The sequence below is a fragment of the Rhizobium sp. BK316 genome, assembly GCF_014193695.1.
Lineage (GTDB): Bacteria > Pseudomonadota > Alphaproteobacteria > Rhizobiales > Rhizobiaceae > Rhizobium.
In genome coordinates, this window is sequence record NZ_JACHZR010000003.1 from 521,314 (window position 1) to 541,882 (window position 20,569).

Below are 20,569 nucleotides of genomic sequence, written 5' to 3' on the forward strand. Positions count from 1 at the left end.
ATGAATCGCGAAAAACGCTCCTTCGAATTCTATGTGCTGGCACTCTTCTTCGCTGTCTTCGTGCTCTTTCTCTACGGGCCGCTCTCGGCAATTGTCATCCTCTCCTTCCAGGGACCGGATGGCGGCCTGACCTTCCCGCTGAACGGCGTCTCGACGCACTGGTTCTTCAATCTCTTCGAGAAGCAGGCGGTCGGCGATTTCGGCGCGTCCTTCCAGCGCTCCTTCATTCTCGGCCTGATGGTGATGATCGTGACCGTCGTGGTTTCGCTGATGGCCGGCCTTGCCTTCCGCCGGCGGTTTCGCGGCTCATCGGTGCTGTTTTATGCGACAGTCGCAAGCCTCGTCGTGCCCTCGATCATCATCTCGCTTGGTATCGGCGTCGTCTTCCAGCAAGGCGGTTTGCGACCGGCATGGTATTCCTCGGCCTTCGGTGCGCATCTGACCTGGACGCTGCCCTTCGGCGTGCTGATCATGTTCGCCGTCTTCAATCGCTTCTCGCCGGCATACGAGGAGGCGGCTCGCGATCTCGGGGCGACCTCGTGGCAGACATTCCGGCATGTCGTGCTGCCGATGATCGCGCCGAGCCTGATCGGCGTCGGTCTCTTCGGCTTCACGCTTTCCTATGACGAATTCGCCCGCACGCTGATGACGTCAGGCACCTACAACACGCTGCCGCTCGAAATCTACGGCATGACCACGAACGTCACGACGCCGGTGCTCTATGCGCTCGGCACGGTCACGACGCTCTTCTCCTTCACCATCATTCTCGTCGCGCTCGGCATCATGATGATGCTCGGCCGGCGGCAGGCAAAGACCCGCTGACATGCGCATATTGATCGTCAATCCCAATACGACTGCCTCCATGACCGAGAAGGCGGCAACGGCCGGCCGCGCGGTTGCTGCCGCCGGTACGGAGATCATTGCCGCGACCTCGCGCATGGGGCCTGTCTCCATCGAGGGGCATTACGACGGTGCGCTCGCCATCCCCGGCCTGCTGACGGAGCTGAAGGAGCGGCAGGAGGCCGGTTACGATGCGGCGATCGTTGCCTGCTTCGACGATACGGGGCTCGATGCCGCGCGCACCTTCGCTGATGTGCCTGTTCTCGGGCTCTGCGAATCCGCTGTCGCTACCGCAGGCTTCCTTGCCCAGCGCTTCACGGTGGTGACGACGCTGGAGCGTTCCCGGGTGCTGATCGATAATCTCGTGCGCCGTTATGGCATGGGCGGTCGGGCGAAGGTGAGGGCATCGGATATTCCGGTGCTGGAACTGGAAGATGCTGGATCTGGCGCGATCGGCAAGCTGAAGGCGGAAATCGAACGGGCGCTTTCGGAAGATGGTGCGGAGGCGATCGTGCTCGGCTGTGCCGGCATGACGGATCTGGCGCGCGAACTGCAGGATGTCTACGGCGTGCCTGTCATCGATGGGGTCGCGGCTGCCGTGAAGCAGGCGGAAGCGCTGGTCTCGCTCGGCCTTTCCACCAGCAAGCGCGGTTCCTATGCATCGCCGCTGCCCAAACATTTCATGGGCGCGATGAGCGGTTTTGCGCCGATCCGGGCGGCCGGCTGAACATGGTGCGAACACTCGCAATGGTGCATAGCGCCAAGTTTTGACTTTACTTTTCCCCTTCGCGTGAGAATTGTCGCAGCCGATTATCACGTTAGAGGAGAGCCGTGCCATGTCGATCGACGAGGATCTGATCCGTATCGCGGAACAGGAAAAGGCACTGAGCTTCGACGCCTTCGATCTGACGACTGCATGGCAGCTCGGCAAGCTCTTGCAGGAGCTCGCCACCGAACGCGGCCTCGGCATCGCAATCGATATCACACTGCATTCCATGCCGGTCTTCTACGCGGCCTTGCCGGGTGTGACGCCTGACAATGTCAACTGGGTACGCCGCAAGCGCAACATGGTCTTCCGCTATTTCCGCAGCAGCTACGCTTCCGGCCTCAAACTGCAGAAGGAAGGCAAGACGGTCGAGGACAACGGTCTTTCCGGCGCCGACTATGCGCCGCATGGCGGCAGTTTTCCGATCAACGTCAGAGGCACGGGCTGCATCGGCGCCGTCACCGTATCAGGCCTGCCGCAGCGGGACGATCACAACCTCGCAGTCGAAGCCTTGGCGCTGATCCTGGCGAAGGATCTCGATACGCTGCGGCTGGCGTGAATTCTGCCGCATTTCCGACAAATAAAAGCCACGAAAAGCGCAAGATCGCGATCCGTTCCCGGTGACTGACGTATTTCGTGACGATAAGGTGCGCCCGGTTTTGTGACTTGCTGCCGGGACATCATGTTACGTTTGCTCTTTGCCTTTGCTGCCATTGGTTTTAGTCTTTTCCTCACCTCCTGCAATACGCTCTCGAAGGAGGAATGCGTCGCCGCCGACTGGCGGGTGATCGGTGAATCCGACGGCGCTGCCGGCCACGAGCCGCAGGAGCGTTTTGCCGCGCATGCCAAATCCTGCGAGCGGGTGAAGATCGTGCCCGATCAGACGATCTGGTATCAGGGCTATCAGGCGGGTCTCGTGCGTTATTGCACGCCGATGAGCGGCCTGATGCACGGGCAGGCGGGTCACAGCTACTCCAATGTCTGCCCACCGGCGACGGCTGCAGGCTTCCTGCGCGGCTATACGCTTGGGAACCGCCAGCATTCGCTGCAATCACGGCTAAGCTCGCTGCAGAGCGATTACGGATCGAAGGAAGCCGAGATCGACGACCTGTCACGAAAGCTCAAGGATGCGCCTGATGCGGACCGGCACGATATCCGCCGGCGGATGGACGATCTCGAAGACGATTTGCGCCGCATTCGTAGAGAGCAGCGCGACGTTGAGGATGAACTCGATGACGCGAGCGCTGAGGTGCAGTGGTTCCAGCAGAACCCGAACGCAGCGCCGCCGGTCATGCCGGGCTACTGAGGCTTTCGCCTCAAAGCTTGCCGCCGGCCTCGCTGATGCCTTTGGTCAGGCTGCCCGTTGCCGGGAAGAGCGGGATGAGGCAGGCCTGCAGGGCGTGGTAGATGTCGCCCTTGCCGGGGAAGAGCGAGTGTGAGGGCACGAGATCTTCCGTCAGTTCCTCGTGCCAGCCGCCGTTCCTGTGGTCGATGAAGGCGCGTTCGATCACGTTCCAGATCTTGCGGTAGCATTCTTCGTGATAATCGCTCGGCAGGTGCTCGTTGAGGAAGTGCGCAGCAGCAGCACCCTCGCAGGCCGGCCACCAGAGCTTGTTGCGCTTGGCCGGCTTGTCGGCCCAATCGAGCGTGTAGAAGAAGCCGCCCTTGTCATTGTCCCAGCCGAGAGCCATGGATTGCTCGAAGAGGGCTTTGGCTGCATCCGGCATCCAGTCGATCTTCTTACCGCCGAGCGCCCAGAGCTGCAGGATCAGGCGGGTCCATTCCAGCCAGTGGCCCGGCGTCGTGCCGGCCGGGCGGAACATTTCGTTCGGATGATAGTAATCCTTATCGAGGTTCCATTCGGCATCGAAATGTTCGGCGACGCGCCAGTCGACGGAGCCCGCCGAACGGCGGATGACGAGATCGGTAATGCTTTCGGCCTTGGTGAGATAGTCTTGGTCGCCGGTCGCCTCGAAAGCGGCCATCAGCGCTTCGGTGAGGTGCATGTTGGAATTCTGGCCGCGATAGCTGCCGCCATCGAGCGGTTGCCAGTCGGCAGTGAATTCCTCAGCAATCGCGCCGTGCTTGGCTTCCCAGAACCTGGTGTTCAGGACCTCGGTGATATCGGCGAGCATGCCGTCGGCCAGCGGATGGCCTGATATCTTTGCCGAGGAGGCGGCGAGCAGCACGAAGGCGTGGCCGTAGCCCTGCTTGTTGGAATCGACAGGACCGTTATTGTCCAGCGACCAGAAGTAACCGCCGTTCTTACGGTCGCGATGGTGGTTCCAGATGTAGTTCATGCCGTGATCGACCAGATCGGCGGCGCCCGGGCGGCCGAGAAGCGTGCCGATCGCGAAGCAGTGCACAGCGCGTGAGGCGATATGGAGCGGCCGCACCTGGCCTGCGGCGTTCAGCGGCCTGCCGGTGTCGTCGAGATCGTAGAAGCCGCCTTTGGGATTGATGGAATTGTGCTGGAAGAAATCGAAGAGACCGTTGGCCTGCGAAAGCAGCCAGCCGCGGTGATAGGCGCGGGTGGACCAGTTGCCGAGTGCAGGTGCCATGATACTCCTCCGAATTCGTGCACAATGCCTTTAGAAAAACGCCTATATAGAGGTCGGGCGAGTCTGTCATCCGCCAAGGCTTGCAATGCCCTAAACCGATAGGCATATGTTGACATAAAGATATCTTTATGTGATTTGTCGTTTCTGATCTTATGGCGTCAAGGAGCCTTCCCGTGTTTGATAACCTTTTTGGTCCCGAAGGGGGCAAGCGTGACGGCAGTGAAGTATTCGCGGCGCTTAAGAAAGCAGCCAGCGAGCGCATCCTCGTTCTTGACGGCGCCATGGGTACGCAGATCCAGGGGTTGGGCTTCGATGAAGACCATTTCCGCGGCTCGCGTTTCATCGGCTGCGCCTGCCATCAGAAGGGCAATAATGACCTCTTGATCCTGTCGCAGCCCGATGCGATCGAGGAAATCCATTATAAATATGCCAAGGCCGGCGCCGATATCCTCGAAACCAATACTTTCTCCTCGACCCGCATCGCGCAGGCCGATTACCAGATGGAAGGCGAAGTCTACGCGCTGAACAAGGAAGGTGCCGAAATCGTGCGCCGTGCTGCCCAGCGCGCCGAGCGTGAAGATGGCCGGCGCCGTTTTGTTGCCGGCGCTATCGGCCCCACAAACCGCACGGCGTCCATCTCGCCTGACGTCAACAATCCTGGTTTCCGCGCCGTCACCTTCGACGATCTGCGTGATGCCTATGCCGAGCAGATCGACGGCCTGATCGATGGCGGCGCCGATATCATTCTGATCGAGACGATATTCGATACGCTGAATGCGAAGGCTGCGATCTTTGCCTGTGAGGAGCGCTTCGAGGCCAAGGGCATTCGGCTGCCGGTCATGATCTCGGGCACAATCACCGACCTTTCGGGCCGCACGCTCTCCGGCCAGACGCCCACTGCCTTTTGGAACTCGGTGCGTCACGCCAATCCCTTCACGATCGGCCTCAACTGCGCGCTCGGCGCCAATGCGATGCGCCCGCATTTGCAGGAGCTTTCGGGTGTTGCTGATACATTCATCTGCGCCTATCCGAATGCCGGCCTGCCGAACGAATTCGGCCAGTATGACGAGACGCCGGAACTGATGGCGGCGCAGATCGACAGTTTTGCCCGCGAAGGCCTGGTCAATATCGTCGGCGGCTGCTGCGGCTCCACGCCCGAGCATATCCGTGTCATTGCCGAGACGGTTGCCAAGTACAAGCCGCGGCCGATCCCCGAGCATCGCCCCTTCATGTCGCTGTCGGGCCTCGAACCCTTCGAGCTGACTAAGGACATCCCCTTCGTCAATGTTGGCGAGCGTACCAACGTCACCGGTTCGGCCCGCTTCCGCAAGCTGATCACCAATGCCGATTTCACGGCAGCGCTCGATGTCGCCCGCGACCAGGTCGAAAACGGTGCGCAGGTGATCGACATCAACATGGACGAAGGGCTGATCGATTCCGAAAAGGCGATGGTCGAGTTCCTGAATCTGATTGCCGCCGAGCCCGATATCGCCCGCGTGCCTGTCATGATCGACTCGTCGAAGTTTTCGATCATCGAATCCGGCCTGAAGCGCGTTCAGGGCAAGCCGATCGTCAACTCGATCTCGTTGAAGGAAGGCGAGGAGAATTTCCTTGCCCAGGCGCGCCTGTTGCGTAATTACGGGGCGGCCGTGGTCGTCATGGCTTTCGACGAGACGGGCCAGGCCGACAGCTATGAACGCAAGGTCGAGATCTGCACCCGCGCCTACAAGCTGCTCACCGAAAAGGTCGGCTTCCCGCCCGAAGACATCATCTTCGACCCGAACATCTTTGCGGTCGCGACTGGTATCGAAGAGCACAATAATTACGGCGTCGACTTCATCGAGGCGACGCGCACGATCCGCAAGACCATGCCGCTCGTCCATATCTCCGGCGGCGTCTCGAACCTCTCCTTCTCCTTCCGCGGCAACGAGCCGGTGCGTGAGGCGATGCATGCCGTGTTCCTTTACCACGCCATCCAAGCGGGCATGGACATGGGCATCGTCAATGCCGGCCAGCTGGCCGTCTATGACCAGATCGATCCGGAACTGCGCGAAGCCTGCGAAGACGTGGTGCTGAACCGTCGCGCCGATGCGACCGAACGGTTGCTCGAGGTTGCTGAACGCTTCCGGGGCGCTGCCGGCAAGGAAGGCAAGGTACAGGATCTCTCCTGGCGCGAATGGAGCGTCGAAAAGCGTCTCGAACATGCGCTGGTCAACGGCATTACCGAATATATCGAGGCCGATACGGAGGAGGCCCGTCAGAAGGCGGCGCGGCCGCTGCACGTCATCGAAGGCCCGCTGATGGCGGGCATGAACGTAGTCGGCGATCTCTTTGGTTCGGGCAAGATGTTCCTGCCGCAGGTGGTGAAATCCGCCCGCGTCATGAAGCAGGCCGTTGCCGTTCTTCTTCCTTACATGGAAGAAGAGAAGCGCCAGAATGGCGGCGAGGAACGCAAGTCTGCCGGCAAGATCCTGATGGCGACCGTCAAGGGCGACGTACACGATATCGGCAAGAACATTGTCGGCGTCGTGCTCGCCTGCAACAATTACGAGATCATCGATCTCGGCGTCATGGTTCCGGCAACGAAGATCCTCGAGACGGCTGTCGCCGAGAAGGTCGATGTCATCGGTCTCTCCGGCCTGATTACGCCGTCGCTGGACGAGATGGTGCATGTGGCGGCCGAAATGGAGCGGCAGGGCTTCGACATTCCGCTGTTGATCGGAGGAGCGACGACCAGCCGTGTGCACACGGCCGTCAAGATCCATCCGGGCTACAACAAGGGCCAGTCGATCTATGTGACGGACGCCAGCCGTGCCGTTGGCGTCGTATCCTCGCTGCTCTCGCCCGAGGGGCGCCAGACGTATATCGACGACATCAGGGCTGAATATGCCAAGGTCGCTGCCGCGCATGCGCGCAGCGAAGCAGAGAAGGTACGTCTGCCGTTGTCGCGTGCCCGCGAAAATGCGCAGAAGGTCGACTGGGCCGCCTACAAGCCGACCAAGCCGAGCTTCCTCGGCACCAAGGTGTTCGAAGATTACGATTTGGCCGAGCTTGCCAAGTACATCGACTGGACCCCGTTCTTCCAGACATGGGAACTGCGGGGCCGCTACCCTGCCATTCTCGAAGACGAGAAGCAGGGCGAAGCCGCTCGTGCGCTCTGGAACGACGCCCAGGCGATGCTGAAGAAGATCATCGACGAGAAGTGGTTCCGTCCGCGCGCCGTCATCGGCTTCTGGCCGGCCGGTACCGTCGGTGACGATATCCGCCTCTTCAAGGACGATGCGCGCAGGCAAGAGTTGGCGACGTTCTATACGCTTCGCCAGCAGCTTTCGAAGCGCGACGGCCGCCCGAATGTGGCGCTTTCGGACTTCGTAGCGCCCGTGGACAGCGGCGTGCAGGATTATGTCGGCGGTTTCGTGGTGACGGCAGGCTTCGAGGAGATCGCCATTGCCGAACGTTTCGAGCGTTCGAACGACGATTATTCCTCGATCCTCGTGAAGGCGCTTGCCGACCGCTTCGCCGAATCTTTCGCCGAATGCATGCATGAGCGCGTGCGTCGCGAATATTGGGGCTACGCCAAGGACGAGCATCTCTCCAACGAGGATCTCATTACGGAGGCCTATGCCGGCATCCGCCCGGCACCTGGTTACCCGGCCCAGCCTGATCACACCGAGAAGAAGACCCTGTTCGGTCTTCTCGATGCGGAGAAAACTGCTGGTGTGAAGCTGACGGAGAGCTATGCGATGTGGCCTGGCTCGTCGGTCTCCGGCATCTATATCGGCCACCCCGACTCCTACTATTTCGGCGTCGCCAAGGTGGAGCGCGATCAGGTGGAAGACTATTCCAAGCGCAAGGGCATGGAGATATCCGAAGTCGAGCGCTGGCTCGGACCGGTGCTCAATTACGTGCCGCGCAAGGCCGATGAAGAGATCGAAGACGCTGCCTGATTGCAGAGTCTTTTCCGCCGCTTGAGGCGACGTGCTCAGTCATTGATTCAATGAACGACGAAGCCGGGAAGTGAATCACTTTCCGGCTTTATCTTTTTGAATTGGAAGAAAAATCAGGTCGCGCCGATCGTCAGCTCGGCGACGAAGTCATAGGCGTCGCCGCGATAGAGCGAACGAGTGAATTCCACCGCGCGGCCGGAGCCGAGATAGGAAATGCGCTCGATCGAAAGCCCGGCCTGACCGACGGGAACGCCGAGCAGATGGGCGTCGGCTTCCTTCATGTTGGTCGCGGATATGCGCTGGACGGCGCGGACGGGGCGCACGCCGCGGCGCTCCAGTTCGGCGTAGAGCGAGTTGGTGACGGAAGAGGGGTCTGGCAGGAATTCGCCTGACACGCTCGCATGTTCGATCGCCAGGGGCTGATCGTCGGCGATGCGCAGGCGCGACAGGCGCGAGACCTTGATGTCGGTGCCGAGGCCGAGGATCATCATCTCGTCGGGCGAGGGCGTGTGGACGCCCTTGTGCAGCCATTCGGAGCGGGCGCTCATGCCGCGCCGGGCCATATCCTCGGTGAAGGAGGTGAGTTGCGACAGGCGCTGTTCGACCTTCGAAACCGGCTTGGCGACGAAAGTGCCGGAGCCGTGGCGGCGCACCAGCAGGCCGTCGGCCACAAGCTCGTCGATCGCCTTGCGCACGGTGACGCGACTGACGGCGGCAAATTCGGCGATGTCGCGTTCCGGCGGCAGGGCGTCGCCATGGGCGAGGGTGCCGCTGCGGACGGCATCTTCCAGTGTGCGGCGCAGCTTCACATAGAGCGGGCCGGTGCCGCCAGCCTGCAAGCGCTCAGGCGAAAGGATGGAGGCGAGATCGTCGGTCATGCCGCACCTCTCTGCCGTTGGTTCAGGAGTTTGACGGCGAGATCGACCGCACCCCGCAGCGCATCGGCCTTCGGCTCCGACAGCAGCGCCTTGTGCCGGTCGGCAATCCAGGGATGATAGGCTTTCGCCAGTCCGCCAAGCAGGCAGATGGACGGGCATTCCGGCCAGGACAGCGCGTCGAGGCTTTCGTCGATGGCGCGCGCCGCATCCTTGATGATCTCGATTGCCGTGGCATCGCCCGCCAGCGCGCCTTCGAAGACCATGGGCGCGTAACGCGCAAAATCCGTTGGGCGGGCCGTATGGGCGAATTCGACGACGCGTTCGGGATCGTTGTCGTATTCGGCCATGAGCTTCTCGGTCAGCGATGAGGCAGTGCGGACCTTGTCATAGGCAAGCAAGGATCTTTCCAGCAGATCGCGGCCAAGACGGGCGCCGCTTGCCTGATCGCCGACGATGGAACCCCAGCCGCCGATGCCATGCAGCTTGCCGTTCCGGCGCGCATTGTAGACGGAGCCGGTTCCGAAAGCGCCGACAATGCCATCGGCGTCGCCGAGTGCGCCCTGCAGCGAAATCAGCGCATCGGTGACGACTCGTGCATTCTTGAAGGGCAGGGCCTTTTCGATGCGCTTGCCGTAGTCGCCGACATTGGCGCCGGCAACACCGACGACTGCAGTGGCTATGGAAACGGTTTCACTTTCGAGCCCCGCATCGCGCAGAGCAACGCGGGCGGATTCGACGATATTGACGAGAGAGGTTTCCAGGTCGGAAAGGATATTGGCAGGGCCAGCCCTGCCGTGGCCGATGACATTGCCCATTCTGTCCGCAACTGCGGCCCGGCAGCTTGTTCCACCGCCATCTATACCGATTGCAAGTTCCGTCATCGGACCTCCGGATACGCCGTTCCCTTATGTTTTTTATTACAATACCAAAAAAATACCATTTACCAAGCGGAAATGATCAGGAAATTTCCTGTTTTTAACATATTGATTTTAAACGATAAAAATTTTTTATGAATTTTCTCTCGTCCAGAAGTTAATTTCGGCTGGACAATTGGTATTTTTTTGGCCTTAATTCTGGAAAAGGGAACAGCGTATCGAGGCATGTGAAAACCGGCAAAGAAAAACAGCGCCGGCCAGGTTTCGAGAAAGGTGCAGACAGTGATCCGTAGGGTCGGCAAGGCTCGCGGATGTACGAGGCATCTTTCCAAGCTTTTTCCTTATTTTTCAGGCGCCCGGTTCAGCGTATCGGGAGGGCGCACCGTCCGGCCGGGGGCTATCGTCTTCCGTGTCGACAGAGCTTCGGGGCCGGCAATCTTGGCGGCTCTAAAAGGGGCGTTGGGTGTTTCCTCAGGCACGCCAACTGCTTGTTTCAGATCGAAAACAGCGCCTTGCGGCGCTTAAAAACAGGAGAGGGAAATGAAAAACACTGCTCTGAAAAGCCTGCTGCTTGCCTCCAGCCTGCTGTCGTCGGCTGGCCTCGTTCATGCCGCCGACGTGACGCTCACCGTCGAAAGCTGGCGTAACGACGACCTGCAGATCTGGCAGGAGAAGATCATCCCGGCTTTCGAAGCCAAGAACCCGGGCATCAAGATCGTCTTCTCGCCGACCGCTCCGACTGAATACAATGCTTCGCTGAACGCCAAGCTCGACGCCGGTTCCGCAGGCGATATCATCACCTGCCGTCCCTTCGACGCATCGCTCGAACTCTTCAACAAGAAGCAGCTCGTCGATCTCACCAGCCTGTCCGGCATGGAAAACTTCTCGCCGGTCGCCAAGGCCGCCTGGTCGACGGACGACGGCAAGTCGACCTTCTGCGTGCCGATGGCTTCGGTCATCCATGGCTTCATCTACAATAAGGATGCCTTCGACAAGCTCGGCATTGCTATTCCGAAGACGGAAGACGAGTTCTTCGCCGCCCTCGACAAGATCAAGGCTGACGGTACCTACATCCCGCTTGCCATGGGCACGAAGGACCTCTGGGAAGCCGCTACCATGGGCTACCAGAATATCGGCCCGAACTACTGGAAGGGTGAAGAAGGCCGCGAAGCTCTGATATCAGGCGAGCAGAAGCTGACCGATCCCGAATGGGTCAAGCCCTATGAAGAGCTTGCCAAGTGGAAGCCCTATCTCGGCGACGGTTTCGAAGCCCAGACCTATTCGGACAGCCAGAACCTCTTCACGCTCGGCCGTGCCGCCATCTATCCGGCCGGTTCGTGGGAAATCGCGCTCTTCAACACGCAGGCGCAGTTCAAGATGGGTGCCTTCCCGCCGCCGGTTCCGAAGGCCGGCGACCAGGGCTACATCTCCGACCATCCGGATATCGGTGTTGCGCTGAACGCCAAGAGCACGCACCAGGAAGAAGCCAAGAAGTTCCTCAGCTGGGTCGCTTCGCCTGAGTTTGCGGACATCTATGCAAACTCCCTGCCGGGCTTCTTCAGCCTGAACTCCAACCCGGTCAAGATGAGCGACCCGCTGGCTCAGGAATTCGTTTCCTGGCGCGGCCCGTACAAGTCGACCGTCCGTTCGACCTATCAGATCCTGTCGCGCGGTACGCCGAACCTCGAAAACGAGACCTGGGTTGAATCGGCCAACGTCATCAATGGCACGGATACGCCTGCCGTTGCTGGCGAGAAGCTGCAGAAGGGCCTCGACAGCTGGTACAAGCCGGGCAAGTAAGCCGAAGGCATGATTAGAGGGCGGCATCGGGTTGCCGCCCTCGTTCCCGTATCCTCGGCCAGGCTGGGGATGTCACAGGAACCGAGCCACGCGAAGTCTTTCGCGTGAAAGAGTCTCCCGCACCGCTGAAGCGGCGCTGCTCGATCCCCGTCGTGAACAGGGATGAGGGAGAGAACGAAGCCAAAAGCGAGCCAAGTAATGACCGATCAGACATCGGCAATTCCTGAACCGATCAAGCGTCCTATACGCTGGCATATCGGAATTTTCCTTCTTCCGGCCTTCATCGTCTATTCGGCGATCATGATCCTGCCGCTGATCGAAACGCTCCGGCTTTCTTTCTACAATACCGTTGACGGAGCTCCCACCTTCGTCGGACTCGCCAATTACAAGGTTCTCTTCGGCGATGCCCGCTGGGTGCACGACTTCTGGAATGCGCTGCGCAACAACGTGGTCTTCTTCATCATCCATATGTGCGTGCAGAACCCGATCGGAATTGCGCTTGCGGCCCTGCTGTCGACGCCGCGGCTGCGCTTCGTTGCCTTCTACCGCACGGCGATCTTCCTGCCGACGCTGCTTTCCTTCGTCATCGTCGGTTTCATCTGGAAGCTGATCCTCTCGCCGATCTGGGGCGTCGCACCCTGGCTGATGAGCCTCGTCGGCCTGAAGTGGGCCTTTGCGCCCTGGCTCGGCCAGTCCGGCCCTGCGCTGATTGCGGTGTCGCTGATCTCCAACTGGCAATATATCGGCATTCCGATGATGCTGATTTACGCGGCCCTTCTCAGCATTCCCGAGGAAGTCATCGAGGCTGCCGAATGCGACGGCATTACCGGCTGGGCGCAGTTCTGGAAGATCAAGCTGCCGCTGGTTCTGCCGGCGATCGGCATCATCTCGATCCTCACCTTTGTCGGCAATTTCAACGCCTTCGATCTGATCTACACGGTGCAGGGCGCGCTTGCCGGTCCTGACATGTCGACGGATATTCTGGGTACGCTGCTTTACCGCACCTTCTTCGGCTTCCAGCTGCAGCTCGGCGACCGCTCCATGGGCGCGACGATCGCAACGGTGATGTTCCTCATCATCCTTGCGGGCGTCTCCTTCTATCTTTTCGCCATCCAGCGGCGCATGCGCCGCTACCAGTTCTGAGGAGTGCGAGCCCATGTCGAACAGAGCGCGCACATCCCCCATCCGCACCGGCCTCGTGCATCTGGCGCTGGTTGGCTACACGCTGATCGCCATCTTCCCGGTGTTCCTGACGATCATCAATTCGTTCAAGGATCGCAACTCGATCTTCCGGTCGCCGCTGCAGGTGCCGACGCCGTCCACCTTCAGCCTCGTCGGTTACCAGACAGTGCTGGGGCAGGGTGACTTCGCCACCTATTTCCAGAACAGCTTCATCGTGACGATCGTGGCGATCTTCCTCGTACTGCTGTTCGGGGCCATGGCCGCCTTCGCGCTGTCGGAATATCGCTTCAGGGGCAATACGCTCGTTGGCCTCTATATGGCGATCGGCATCATGATTCCGATCCGTCTCGGCACGGTCGCCATCCTGCAGGGCATGGTCGCGACCGGCCTCGTCAACACGCTGACGGCGCTGATCCTCGTCTATACGGCGCAGGGCATACCGCTCGCGATCTTCATCCTGTCGGAATTCATGCGCACCGTCTCTGACGACCTGAAGAATGCCGGTCGCATCGATGGTCTCTCCGAATATGCGATCTTCTTCCGCCTCGTGCTGCCGCTGGTGCGGCCGGCCATGGCGACGGTTGCCGTCTTCACCATGATCCCGATCTGGAACGACCTGTGGTTCCCGCTGATCCTGGCGCCGTCGGAAGCCACCAAGACTGTGACGCTCGGTTCGCAGATCTTCATCGGCCAGTTCGTCACCAACTGGAATGCGGTTCTCGCGGCCCTGTCGCTGGCGATCCTGCCGATCCTCGTTCTCTATGTCATCTTCTCGCGGCAGCTGATCCGCGGCATTACCTCGGGAGCCGTCAAGTGAGCCAATCCGACAAGCCGATCCGCGTTCTCGTCGCCGGCCTCGGCAATATGGGCCGCAGCCATGCGCTCGCCTATCATAACAATCCGGGCTACGAGATCGTCGGCCTCGTCAACCGCTCGAAGCCGTCGCAGTTGGCACCTGAGCTGGAGCAGTACACGATCCATCCCGATTTCATGACGGCGCTTGCCGAGCTGAAGCCGGATCTCTGCTCGATCAATACCTATTCCGACAGCCATGCCGATTACGCGGTGGCCGCCTTCGAGGCTGGCTGCGACGTCTTCGTCGAAAAGCCGCTGGCAACGACCGTTGCCGATGCGGAGCGCGTCGTGGCTGCGGCGAAGAAGGCAAAGAAGAAGCTGGTGATCGGCTATATCCTTCGCCATCATCCGTCCTGGAAGAAGCTGATCGAAGAAGCGCGAAAGCTCGGTGGTCCCTATGTCTTCCGCATGAACCTCAATCAGCAGTCCAGCGGGCCGACCTGGGCGACGCATAAGTCATTGATGCAGACGACCTCGCCGATCGTCGATTGCGGCGTGCACTATGTCGACGTCATGTGCCAGATCACCGATGCTAGGGCGGTCGAGGTGCGCGGCATGGGCCTGCGCCTGTCGAACGAGATCGCGCCTGATATGTATAATTACGGCCATCTGCAGGTGCTCTACGAAGACGGTTCCGTCGGCTGGTACGAGGCTGGCTGGGGGCCGATGATTTCCGAGACCGCTTTCTTCGTGAAGGATGTCATGTCGCCGAACGGCGCCGTTTCGATCGTCATGGACCCGAAGGCGAAGTCCGACGACATCGACACGCATACCAAGACCTCCGTCATCCGCCTGCATACGGCAGAGACCGGGCCTGACGGCAAATTCATCCGTCCCGATCAGGACATGACGATGGAAGGCGAGCCAGGTCATCAGGCGCTTTGCGACCTGGAACAGGCTTTCGTGGCGCGCGCTATCAACGAGGATCTGGACCTTACCCGCCATATGGATGATGCCGTAGCCTCGCTGCGCATCTGCCTTGCCGCCGACGAGAGCGTGCGCACCGGCCGACCGGTTAGACTATAAGGAAAGACTAGTGGGATCGCTTCAACTCAAATCCATCCGCAAGGCCTACGGCAAGCATGACGTGCTGAAGGGCATCGATCTCGAGGTCAAGGACGGCGAATTCGTCATCTTCGTCGGCCCCTCCGGCTGCGGGAAATCGACCCTGCTGCGCAGCATCGCCGGCCTGGAAGACGTGACATCGGGTGCCGTCATCATCAATGGCCGCGACGAGACGCTGACGCCACCGGCCAAGCGTGGCATCGCCATGGTGTTCCAGTCCTACGCGCTCTACCCGCACCTGACGGTCAAGGACAATATGGGCCTCGGCCTCAAGCAGGCGGGTACTGCGAAGGACGAGATCGAAAAGCGCGTCTCCGAGGCGTCCTCGATGCTGTCGCTGGAACAATATCTGGCTCGCCGCCCGGCCGAACTTTCGGGTGGTCAGCGCCAGCGCGTGGCGATCGGCCGTGCGATCGTGCGCGAACCGGAACTTTTCCTGTTCGATGAGCCGCTCTCCAACCTCGATGCGGCGCTGCGTGTGCAGACGCGCCTCGAGATCGCCCGCCTGCATCGCAGCCTCAAGGCGACGATGATCTATGTCACCCACGATCAGGTCGAAGCCATGACGCTTGCCGACAAGATCGTGGTGTTGAATGCCGGTGCGATCGAGCAGATCGGCTCGCCGATGGAGCTCTATAACCGCCCGGCCAATGTTTTTGTCGCAGGCTTCATCGGCTCGCCGCAGATGAACTTTATTTCCGGCGACAAGGTGGGTGATGCCGATGCAAAGACGGTCGGCATCCGCCCCGAGCATCTGACGCTGTCGCGCGACAGCGGCACCTGGAAGGCGAAGACCGTGCATGTCGAGCATCTTGGTGCCGACACCATCGTCTATCTGGAATCCGAGCAGTGCGGCCTGCTGACCGCGCGTCTCTTCGGTGAGCACAAATACGAGCCCGACGAGATCGTCTATGCGACGCCGGACGGCACCCATATCCATCGCTTCGATGCAAACGACAAGGCGATCCGCTGATCGCAGTCGGAACACGAAAGCCCCGCCATCGAGCGGGGCTTTTTCGTCCTGGCGATAAAGCGGCCGGAATCAGCGCCGAAAGAGCCGGCCATCGATGATGATCAGGCTCGCCATGTGGCGGCGGGTGGCCAACAGCGACGGGACAATCCGGATATCCGAATTATCTGGAATTCGGTGCTGTATTATCGTGATCGCCCGGATTCATATGTTTCGACCGAGTTCCCGCACGCTCAGCCAAGGACCGGGCGCATGAAACTGCGCTCGTAGCTGACGATGCTGCGGTTGCGCTTGTCGAGCTCGAAGGCGGCTTGGCATTCCGGGTCGTTTGCCATGCGCGTCCGGTAATCCTCGTAAGCCGCGAGGCTCGGGAAGGAGAACAGTGCGATTGCGATATTGTTGGCACCTTCGGACGGCAGAAAGTAGCCGTGGTGGATGCCGCCCATCCTGTTGACGATCGGGATCCAGAGCCGCGCATATTCCTCGAATTCGGCGAGCTTATAGGGATCGATCACATAGCGCAGATAGCAGGTAATCATCGAAGTATCCTGTCATGGAAAAACCGGGCGGATGGCCTTCGGCCTGTTTCGTTCATTGCTGTGGCCGAAGGCCAGGACGGCGACGCCAAAGTGAGATCAAATTGTCTCTATGCAGCACGGTTCGCGTCACTTCAACCTCTCTGTGACAGTGCGCCAACCGGAACGGAAAAAGGCGCCGCATCGGCGACGCCTTCCCGACGAATTCGATCGCTTCCGATCAGTCGCGGATAACGAGCAGGTCGGCGGCCATGAAGCGGAGTGTCACGGTCTCGCCAGCGGACGGCGGAGTGACACCCGGGCTGTTGAACATGTCGAAGGAGATCACGTTGCCGCCGACATCCATGCGGGTGCGGATGACCGAACCGAGGAAGTGTGCGGAGACGACCTTACCTGTCAGAGCCGTATCGCTGCGGGCGCCTTCGGCGAGCGAACCAGCTTCCGGGCGCAGAGCGAGCTGAACGGTATCGCCGACCTTGTAGGCCTGAACCGATTGCTTCAGTGTCACACCCTGATCGCCGATCTGGATACGGTTGCTGTCGGGGTCGACGACCTTGGCTTCGATGAGGTTCAGCGTGCCGACGAAGGAGGCGACGAAACGCGTCGCGGGCGTGTTGTAGATCTCGAAGGGCGTGCCGATCTGGTCTGCCTTGCCGGCATTCATGACGACGATGCGGTCGGAGATCGAGAGCGCTTCTTCCTGGTCGTGCGTGACGAAAACCGTGGTGATGCCGAGCGACTGCTGGATCTGGCGGATTTCTTCGCGCAGTGACACGCGGATCTTGGCGTCGAGAGCGGACAGCGGTTCGTCGAGCAGCAAGACCTGAGGCTTGACGGCAAGGGCGCGGGCGAGTGCTACGCGCTGCTGCTGGCCGCCCGACATCTGGTACGGGAAGCGGTCTGCCAGGTGATCGAGCTTGATCAGGCCAAGCATTTCCTTGACGCGGGCGTCGATCTCAGGCTTCGGTGCGCCGGCGACCTTGAGGCCGAAGGCGACGTTGTCGTGCACCGTCATGTTGGGAAATAGTGCATAGGCCTGGAAGACCATGCCGATATTGCGCTGGTTCGGTTTCAGCGAGCTCTGGTCTTTGCCATTGATCGTCAGCGTGCCGCCGGTAGGCGTCTCAAAACCGGCGATCATGCGCAAAACGGTCGTCTTGCCGCAGCCTGATGGACCAAGGAAGGAGACGAATTCCCCTTTCTCGATGTTCATGTTGAAGTTCTTGACGACCTGGGTCTGGCCGAAGGATTTCTGAATATTGGTCAGCGTAAGAAAGGACATGAGCCAAATACCTTATGCTTTAGCCGGGCGGGCTTTGCCAAAGCGAGAAACGAGGTTGAGCAGGCCCATGCTGAGCCAGGTGATCGAGAATGCGATGACCGCAAGCGCGGAAGGCTCATAGGCCTTGTTTGCACCGACGAGCTGCAGGTAGGGACCGAAGGCTGGACGATTCAGAAGTGCTGCGAAGGTGAATTCGCCCATGACGATCGCGAGCGTGATGAAGGCGCCCGAGAGCACACCGCTCATGACGTTCGGGAAGATGCATTTGAACATGATCGTCATCCAGCTCGCACCCAGGCTTTCGGCTGCTTCCGTCAGCGTGCGCACGTCGATGGCGCGCATGGCGGTATCGACGGAGCGGTACATATAGGGCAGCGAGAGCGTGATGTAGGAGATGACGAGGAGCATGTCGGTGCTCCTTGCATAGCCTGTCAGCGGTAGGATCGATGACGAGTTGTACATGCGCAGGTAGCCGAACACGATGACGATCGCCGGAATGACGAGCGGCAGCAGCGTGATGAATTCGACGACCTGACGCATCTGCGGCAGACGCAGGCGCACCCAATAGGCCGTCGGCACGACGAGCAGCATGCCGAAGACGATGGTGAGTGCCGCCATCAGCATGGAGTAACCGAAGGTCTCGCGGAACTGGACGTCCGAAAAGACTGACTGATAGGCGTCGAAACTATAAGTGCCACGACGCATACGCAGCGAAAACTCGATGGTGCCGATCAGTGGAATGACGAAATAGGAAGCGCCGATGATAATGGCGATCCAGGCTCCAAGACGTTGAGCTTTCATTTCTGCCACCTTTCGGCACGCATGCGCAACATGAGGTAAAGGATGTTGGAGACGCCGGTTATGACGATCATGCCGAACGCAATGGCGTATCCAAGGTTGGCGTTATGCAGAACGTCACCACGGATCTGAGCGTAGAGCAGGATTGGCACGATGTTCAGCGAACTGCCAGTCAGCGCGAAGGCGGTAGCGATGGCGCCGAAGGCGTTGGCGAAGAGCAGCAGCGCCGTGCCGAGCAGGCTCGGCCAGAGGATCGGCAGGGCGACCATCGTCCAATATTGGCGGTTGGTGGCGCCGAGAATCTCAGAGGCTTCGCGCCATTCCTTCTTCATGCCGTCGAGCGCCGGTGTCAGGATCAGCACCATCAGCGGGATCTGGAAATACATGTAGGTGATGGTGAGGCCGAAGAAAGACAGCAGGTTGAAGCCGGTGCCGTAGAGATTGAAGCCAAAATAATCACGCAGCAAGACCGTCACCAGGCCGGTGCGGCCGAGCGTTGCGAGAAAGGCGAAGGCGAGCGGCACGCCGGCGAAATTCGAGGCGACGCCGGAGAAGGTCAAAAGCGTCGAGCGCACCCAGCTGGGCAGACCGCCGAGCACGACGGCCCAGGCAAGGAAGAAGCCAATCAGCGCGCCGCCGAGAGCCGACGCCACCGAGACCCGGATACTGATCCAGTAGGCGCTGATAATGGATGGAGTGAAGAGATCGCCGATGTTCTTCAGCGTGAAATCGCCCTCGGGCGTCAGGAACGCGCCGGCCACGAGATAAAGCGTGGGGATGATCAGAAACAGCAGAGAAAAAATAAGGAAGGGTGCAATGCCCAGCCAGTCGATCACGCGGTCTTTGTTGATCAAGGGGGCGCTGCTTACCATAGGTGTTGAAACGGTACTCATGGAAAGCTCATCCTGGGGCGTCGGAGTGAGAAAACCTCCCCGCCTTTTGGGCGGGGAGGCAGGATCGGAGATTACTTGACGGCGGCGCCGACGACGGAATCCCAGTTCTTGGTGATGGCTTCCTTGCCGGCAGCCTGTTCTTCGAGCGTCGGGAAGACGGCCTTTTCATAGGCTGCTGCCGGCGGCAGCTTGTCGAGCAGGTCCTTCGGGATCTTGTTGTTCTTGGCAAGATCGTTGAAGCGGATCGGGTGGCAATAGCCCTTCAGCCAGCCGAGCTGACCTTCGTCGGAATAGAGGTATTCCATCCAGAGCTTGGCAGCGTTCGGGTGCGGAGCGAAGGCAGAGATGGCCTGGACGTAGACGCCGGCGACGACGCCCGTCTTCGGAACAACGACTTCGAACGGAGGATTGCCCTTCAGGCTTTCACCCCAGGAAAGCGCGTTGTAGTCCCAGGCGACGATGATCGGCGTGGAACCCTGAGCGAAGGGAGCAGCCTTGCCGACGACAGGCACGAAGTTGCCAGCCTTGTTCAGTTCGGCGAAGAACTTCAGGCCTTCTTCGCCGGCCTTGGCTGCGTCACCGCCGGATGCGGAAAGACCTGCAGCATAGACGCCCTGGACGGCCTGGTTGGCGGTGCGCGGATCGCCTGCGAGAGCAACGCTGTTTGCGTAATCGCTCTTCTTCAGATCGGGCCAATCAGCCGGCGATTCTTTGACGAGGTCCTTGTTCACGAGGAACGAGAGAACGCCGTAATAGTCGCCGTACCAGTAGCCTTCTGCATCCTTGGCGGAATCCGGGATCGAATCCCAGGTGGAGACCTTGTAAGGCTGGATCAGGCCGTCTTTCTTGGCGGACGGACCGAAGGAGAGACCGACGTCGATAACGTCGGGAGCCTGCGGGCCGGTGTTGCCCTTGTTGGCCTTGATGGCTTCGACTTCGTCACCCGAGCCGGCATCCGGGTTCAGTTCGTTGACTTCCAGGCCGTATTTGGCCTTGAAGCCGGCAATGACGTCGCCATAGCCACACCAGTCATGCGGGAGGGCGATCGTGGTCAGCGTGCCTTCCTTCTTGGCGGCGGCAATAAGTTCCGCGCTCGGTTCTGCGGCAGCAATCGCGGTTGAAGCCACGATCATCGCAGTAGAAAGCGACAGAAGTCGAGAAATGTTAGAGATCACTGTAGTTCTCCTTCGGGTTTTCAGTGTCCGGCGATGCTGTTAATGAGCTTGCATGAAGCTTGTATGACAGTTGCATGACGTTAATTTTGCCATGAATAGCAGGCGCTTGCAGCAGATGTTTCATTTGCGACAGGCTGTTCTGTTTC

General features: G+C 60.1%; 18 protein-coding genes. 10 read left to right on the forward strand and 8 right to left on the reverse strand.

Annotated elements, in window-relative coordinates:
• The 4 genes from FHT87_RS16695 (at window position 1) to FHT87_RS16710 (ending at window position 2,912) form a co-directional block, all read left to right on the forward strand.
• On the forward strand, window positions 1–822 hold the full coding sequence (locus FHT87_RS16695) for an ABC transporter permease (protein ID WP_183731260.1): 822 nt from the start codon (window positions 1–3) through the stop codon (window positions 820–822).
• A gap of 1 nt (window position 823) precedes the next feature.
• The gene (locus tag FHT87_RS16700; RefSeq protein ID WP_183731257.1) at window positions 824–1,567 is read left to right on the forward strand and encodes an aspartate/glutamate racemase family protein; all 744 of its coding nucleotides are present in this window, start codon (window positions 824–826) and stop codon (window positions 1,565–1,567) included.
• Window positions 1,568–1,676: 109 nt separating this feature from the next.
• Window positions 1,677–2,165: a heme-degrading domain-containing protein gene (locus FHT87_RS16705; RefSeq protein ID WP_183731254.1), complete on the forward strand. Its 489-nt coding sequence runs from the start codon at window positions 1,677–1,679 to the stop codon at window positions 2,163–2,165.
• Window positions 2,166–2,288: 123 nt separating this feature from the next.
• Complete coding sequence (locus FHT87_RS16710; protein ID WP_183803332.1) at window positions 2,289–2,912, forward strand: DUF2799 domain-containing protein; 624 nt, start codon at window positions 2,289–2,291, stop codon at window positions 2,910–2,912.
• A gap of 10 nt (window positions 2,913–2,922) precedes the next feature.
• On the opposite strand, the gene FHT87_RS16715 is transcribed toward FHT87_RS16710, so the two are convergent.
• Window positions 2,923–4,167: an AGE family epimerase/isomerase gene (locus tag FHT87_RS16715; protein ID WP_183803335.1), complete on the reverse strand. Its 1,245-nt coding sequence runs from the start codon at window positions 4,165–4,167 to the stop codon at window positions 2,923–2,925.
• A 173-nt stretch (window positions 4,168–4,340) separates the two neighbouring features.
• Here FHT87_RS16715 and metH point away from each other — a divergent pair, with 173 nt between their 5' ends.
• Entirely contained in the window at window positions 4,341–8,114 is a 3,774-nt protein-coding gene (gene metH, locus FHT87_RS16720) for a methionine synthase (RefSeq protein WP_183803338.1), read from the forward strand.
• Window positions 8,115–8,227: 113 nt separating this feature from the next.
• Here metH and FHT87_RS16725 read toward each other — a convergent pair whose 3' ends face one another.
• On the reverse strand, window positions 8,228–8,992 hold the full coding sequence (locus tag FHT87_RS16725) for a GntR family transcriptional regulator (protein WP_183803340.1): 765 nt from the start codon (window positions 8,990–8,992) through the stop codon (window positions 8,228–8,230).
• Complete coding sequence (locus FHT87_RS16730) at window positions 8,989–9,873, reverse strand: N-acetylglucosamine kinase (protein ID WP_183731234.1); 885 nt, start codon at window positions 9,871–9,873, stop codon at window positions 8,989–8,991. The genes FHT87_RS16725 and FHT87_RS16730 overlap by 4 nt, the downstream gene beginning before the upstream one ends.
• A 534-nt stretch (window positions 9,874–10,407) precedes the next feature.
• Between FHT87_RS16730 and FHT87_RS16735 the strand changes: the two genes are divergently transcribed.
• The 5 genes from FHT87_RS16735 to FHT87_RS16755 all read left to right on the forward strand — a co-directional run bounded on the left by FHT87_RS16735 (window position 10,408) and on the right by FHT87_RS16755 (window position 15,742).
• Complete coding sequence (locus FHT87_RS16735) at window positions 10,408–11,667, forward strand: ABC transporter substrate-binding protein (RefSeq protein WP_183803343.1); 1,260 nt, start codon at window positions 10,408–10,410, stop codon at window positions 11,665–11,667.
• 198 nt (window positions 11,668–11,865) lie between these two features.
• The gene (locus tag FHT87_RS16740; protein WP_183803346.1) at window positions 11,866–12,810 is read left to right on the forward strand and encodes a sugar ABC transporter permease; all 945 of its coding nucleotides are present in this window, start codon (window positions 11,866–11,868) and stop codon (window positions 12,808–12,810) included.
• Window positions 12,811–12,823: 13 nt separating this feature from the next.
• Complete coding sequence (locus tag FHT87_RS16745; RefSeq protein WP_183731225.1) at window positions 12,824–13,666, forward strand: carbohydrate ABC transporter permease; 843 nt, start codon at window positions 12,824–12,826, stop codon at window positions 13,664–13,666.
• Window positions 13,663–14,730: a Gfo/Idh/MocA family oxidoreductase gene (locus tag FHT87_RS16750; RefSeq protein WP_183731224.1), complete on the forward strand. Its 1,068-nt coding sequence runs from the start codon at window positions 13,663–13,665 to the stop codon at window positions 14,728–14,730. The genes FHT87_RS16745 and FHT87_RS16750 overlap by 4 nt, the downstream gene beginning before the upstream one ends.
• A 10-nt stretch (window positions 14,731–14,740) precedes the next feature.
• A complete protein-coding gene (locus tag FHT87_RS16755) occupies window positions 14,741–15,742 on the forward strand; it encodes an ABC transporter ATP-binding protein (RefSeq protein WP_183731221.1) in 1,002 nt (333 codons plus the stop codon).
• Between the two features lie 230 nt (window positions 15,743–15,972).
• Here the strand turns inward: FHT87_RS16755 and FHT87_RS16760 are convergent, their stop codons facing one another.
• The 5 genes from FHT87_RS16760 to FHT87_RS16780 all read right to left on the reverse strand — a co-directional run bounded on the left by FHT87_RS16760 (window position 15,973) and on the right by FHT87_RS16780 (window position 20,423).
• Window positions 15,973–16,278, reverse strand: a complete 306-nt coding sequence (locus FHT87_RS16760; protein WP_183731218.1) for an NIPSNAP family protein — start codon at window positions 16,276–16,278, stop codon at window positions 15,973–15,975.
• A 217-nt stretch (window positions 16,279–16,495) separates the two neighbouring features.
• Window positions 16,496–17,557: an ABC transporter ATP-binding protein gene (locus tag FHT87_RS16765; protein WP_183731215.1), complete on the reverse strand. Its 1,062-nt coding sequence runs from the start codon at window positions 17,555–17,557 to the stop codon at window positions 16,496–16,498.
• Between the two features lie 12 nt (window positions 17,558–17,569).
• Window positions 17,570–18,358 (reverse strand): ABC transporter permease, encoded by a 789-nt coding sequence (locus FHT87_RS16770; protein ID WP_183731212.1) that lies wholly within the window; start codon window positions 18,356–18,358, stop codon window positions 17,570–17,572.
• On the reverse strand, window positions 18,355–19,248 hold the full coding sequence (locus FHT87_RS16775; RefSeq protein WP_183731209.1) for an ABC transporter permease subunit: 894 nt from the start codon (window positions 19,246–19,248) through the stop codon (window positions 18,355–18,357). The genes FHT87_RS16770 and FHT87_RS16775 overlap by 4 nt, the downstream gene beginning before the upstream one ends.
• Before the next feature lie 71 nt (window positions 19,249–19,319).
• Window positions 19,320–20,423: an ABC transporter substrate-binding protein gene (locus FHT87_RS16780; RefSeq protein ID WP_183731206.1), complete on the reverse strand. Its 1,104-nt coding sequence runs from the start codon at window positions 20,421–20,423 to the stop codon at window positions 19,320–19,322.
• Window positions 20,424–20,569: the final 146 nt, after the last annotated feature.

Bases quoted from the DNA above. Each gene is read 5' to 3' on its own strand.
- FHT87_RS16695 (WP_183731260.1), top strand. From the start codon at position 1: ATGAATCGCGAAAAACGCTCCTTCGAATTCTATGTGCTGGCACTCTTC.
- FHT87_RS16700 (WP_183731257.1), top strand. From the start codon at position 824: ATGCGCATATTGATCGTCAATCCCAATACGACTGCCTCCATGACCGAG.
- FHT87_RS16705 (WP_183731254.1), top strand. From the start codon at position 1,677: ATGTCGATCGACGAGGATCTGATCCGTATCGCGGAACAGGAAAAGGCA.
- FHT87_RS16710 (WP_183803332.1), top strand. From the start codon at position 2,289: ATGTTACGTTTGCTCTTTGCCTTTGCTGCCATTGGTTTTAGTCTTTTC.
- FHT87_RS16715 (WP_183803335.1), bottom strand. From the start codon at position 4,167: ATGGCACCTGCACTCGGCAACTGGTCCACCCGCGCCTATCACCGCGGC.
- FHT87_RS16725 (WP_183803340.1), bottom strand. From the start codon at position 8,992: ATGACCGACGATCTCGCCTCCATCCTTTCGCCTGAGCGCTTGCAGGCT.
- FHT87_RS16730 (WP_183731234.1), bottom strand. From the start codon at position 9,873: ATGACGGAACTTGCAATCGGTATAGATGGCGGTGGAACAAGCTGCCGG.
- FHT87_RS16735 (WP_183803343.1), top strand. From the start codon at position 10,408: ATGAAAAACACTGCTCTGAAAAGCCTGCTGCTTGCCTCCAGCCTGCTG.
- FHT87_RS16740 (WP_183803346.1), top strand. From the start codon at position 11,866: ATGACCGATCAGACATCGGCAATTCCTGAACCGATCAAGCGTCCTATA.
- FHT87_RS16745 (WP_183731225.1), top strand. From the start codon at position 12,824: ATGTCGAACAGAGCGCGCACATCCCCCATCCGCACCGGCCTCGTGCAT.
- FHT87_RS16760 (WP_183731218.1), bottom strand. From the start codon at position 16,278: ATGATTACCTGCTATCTGCGCTATGTGATCGATCCCTATAAGCTCGCC.
- FHT87_RS16765 (WP_183731215.1), bottom strand. From the start codon at position 17,557: ATGTCCTTTCTTACGCTGACCAATATTCAGAAATCCTTCGGCCAGACC.
- FHT87_RS16770 (WP_183731212.1), bottom strand. From the start codon at position 18,358: ATGAAAGCTCAACGTCTTGGAGCCTGGATCGCCATTATCATCGGCGCT.
- FHT87_RS16775 (WP_183731209.1), bottom strand. From the start codon at position 19,248: ATGAGTACCGTTTCAACACCTATGGTAAGCAGCGCCCCCTTGATCAAC.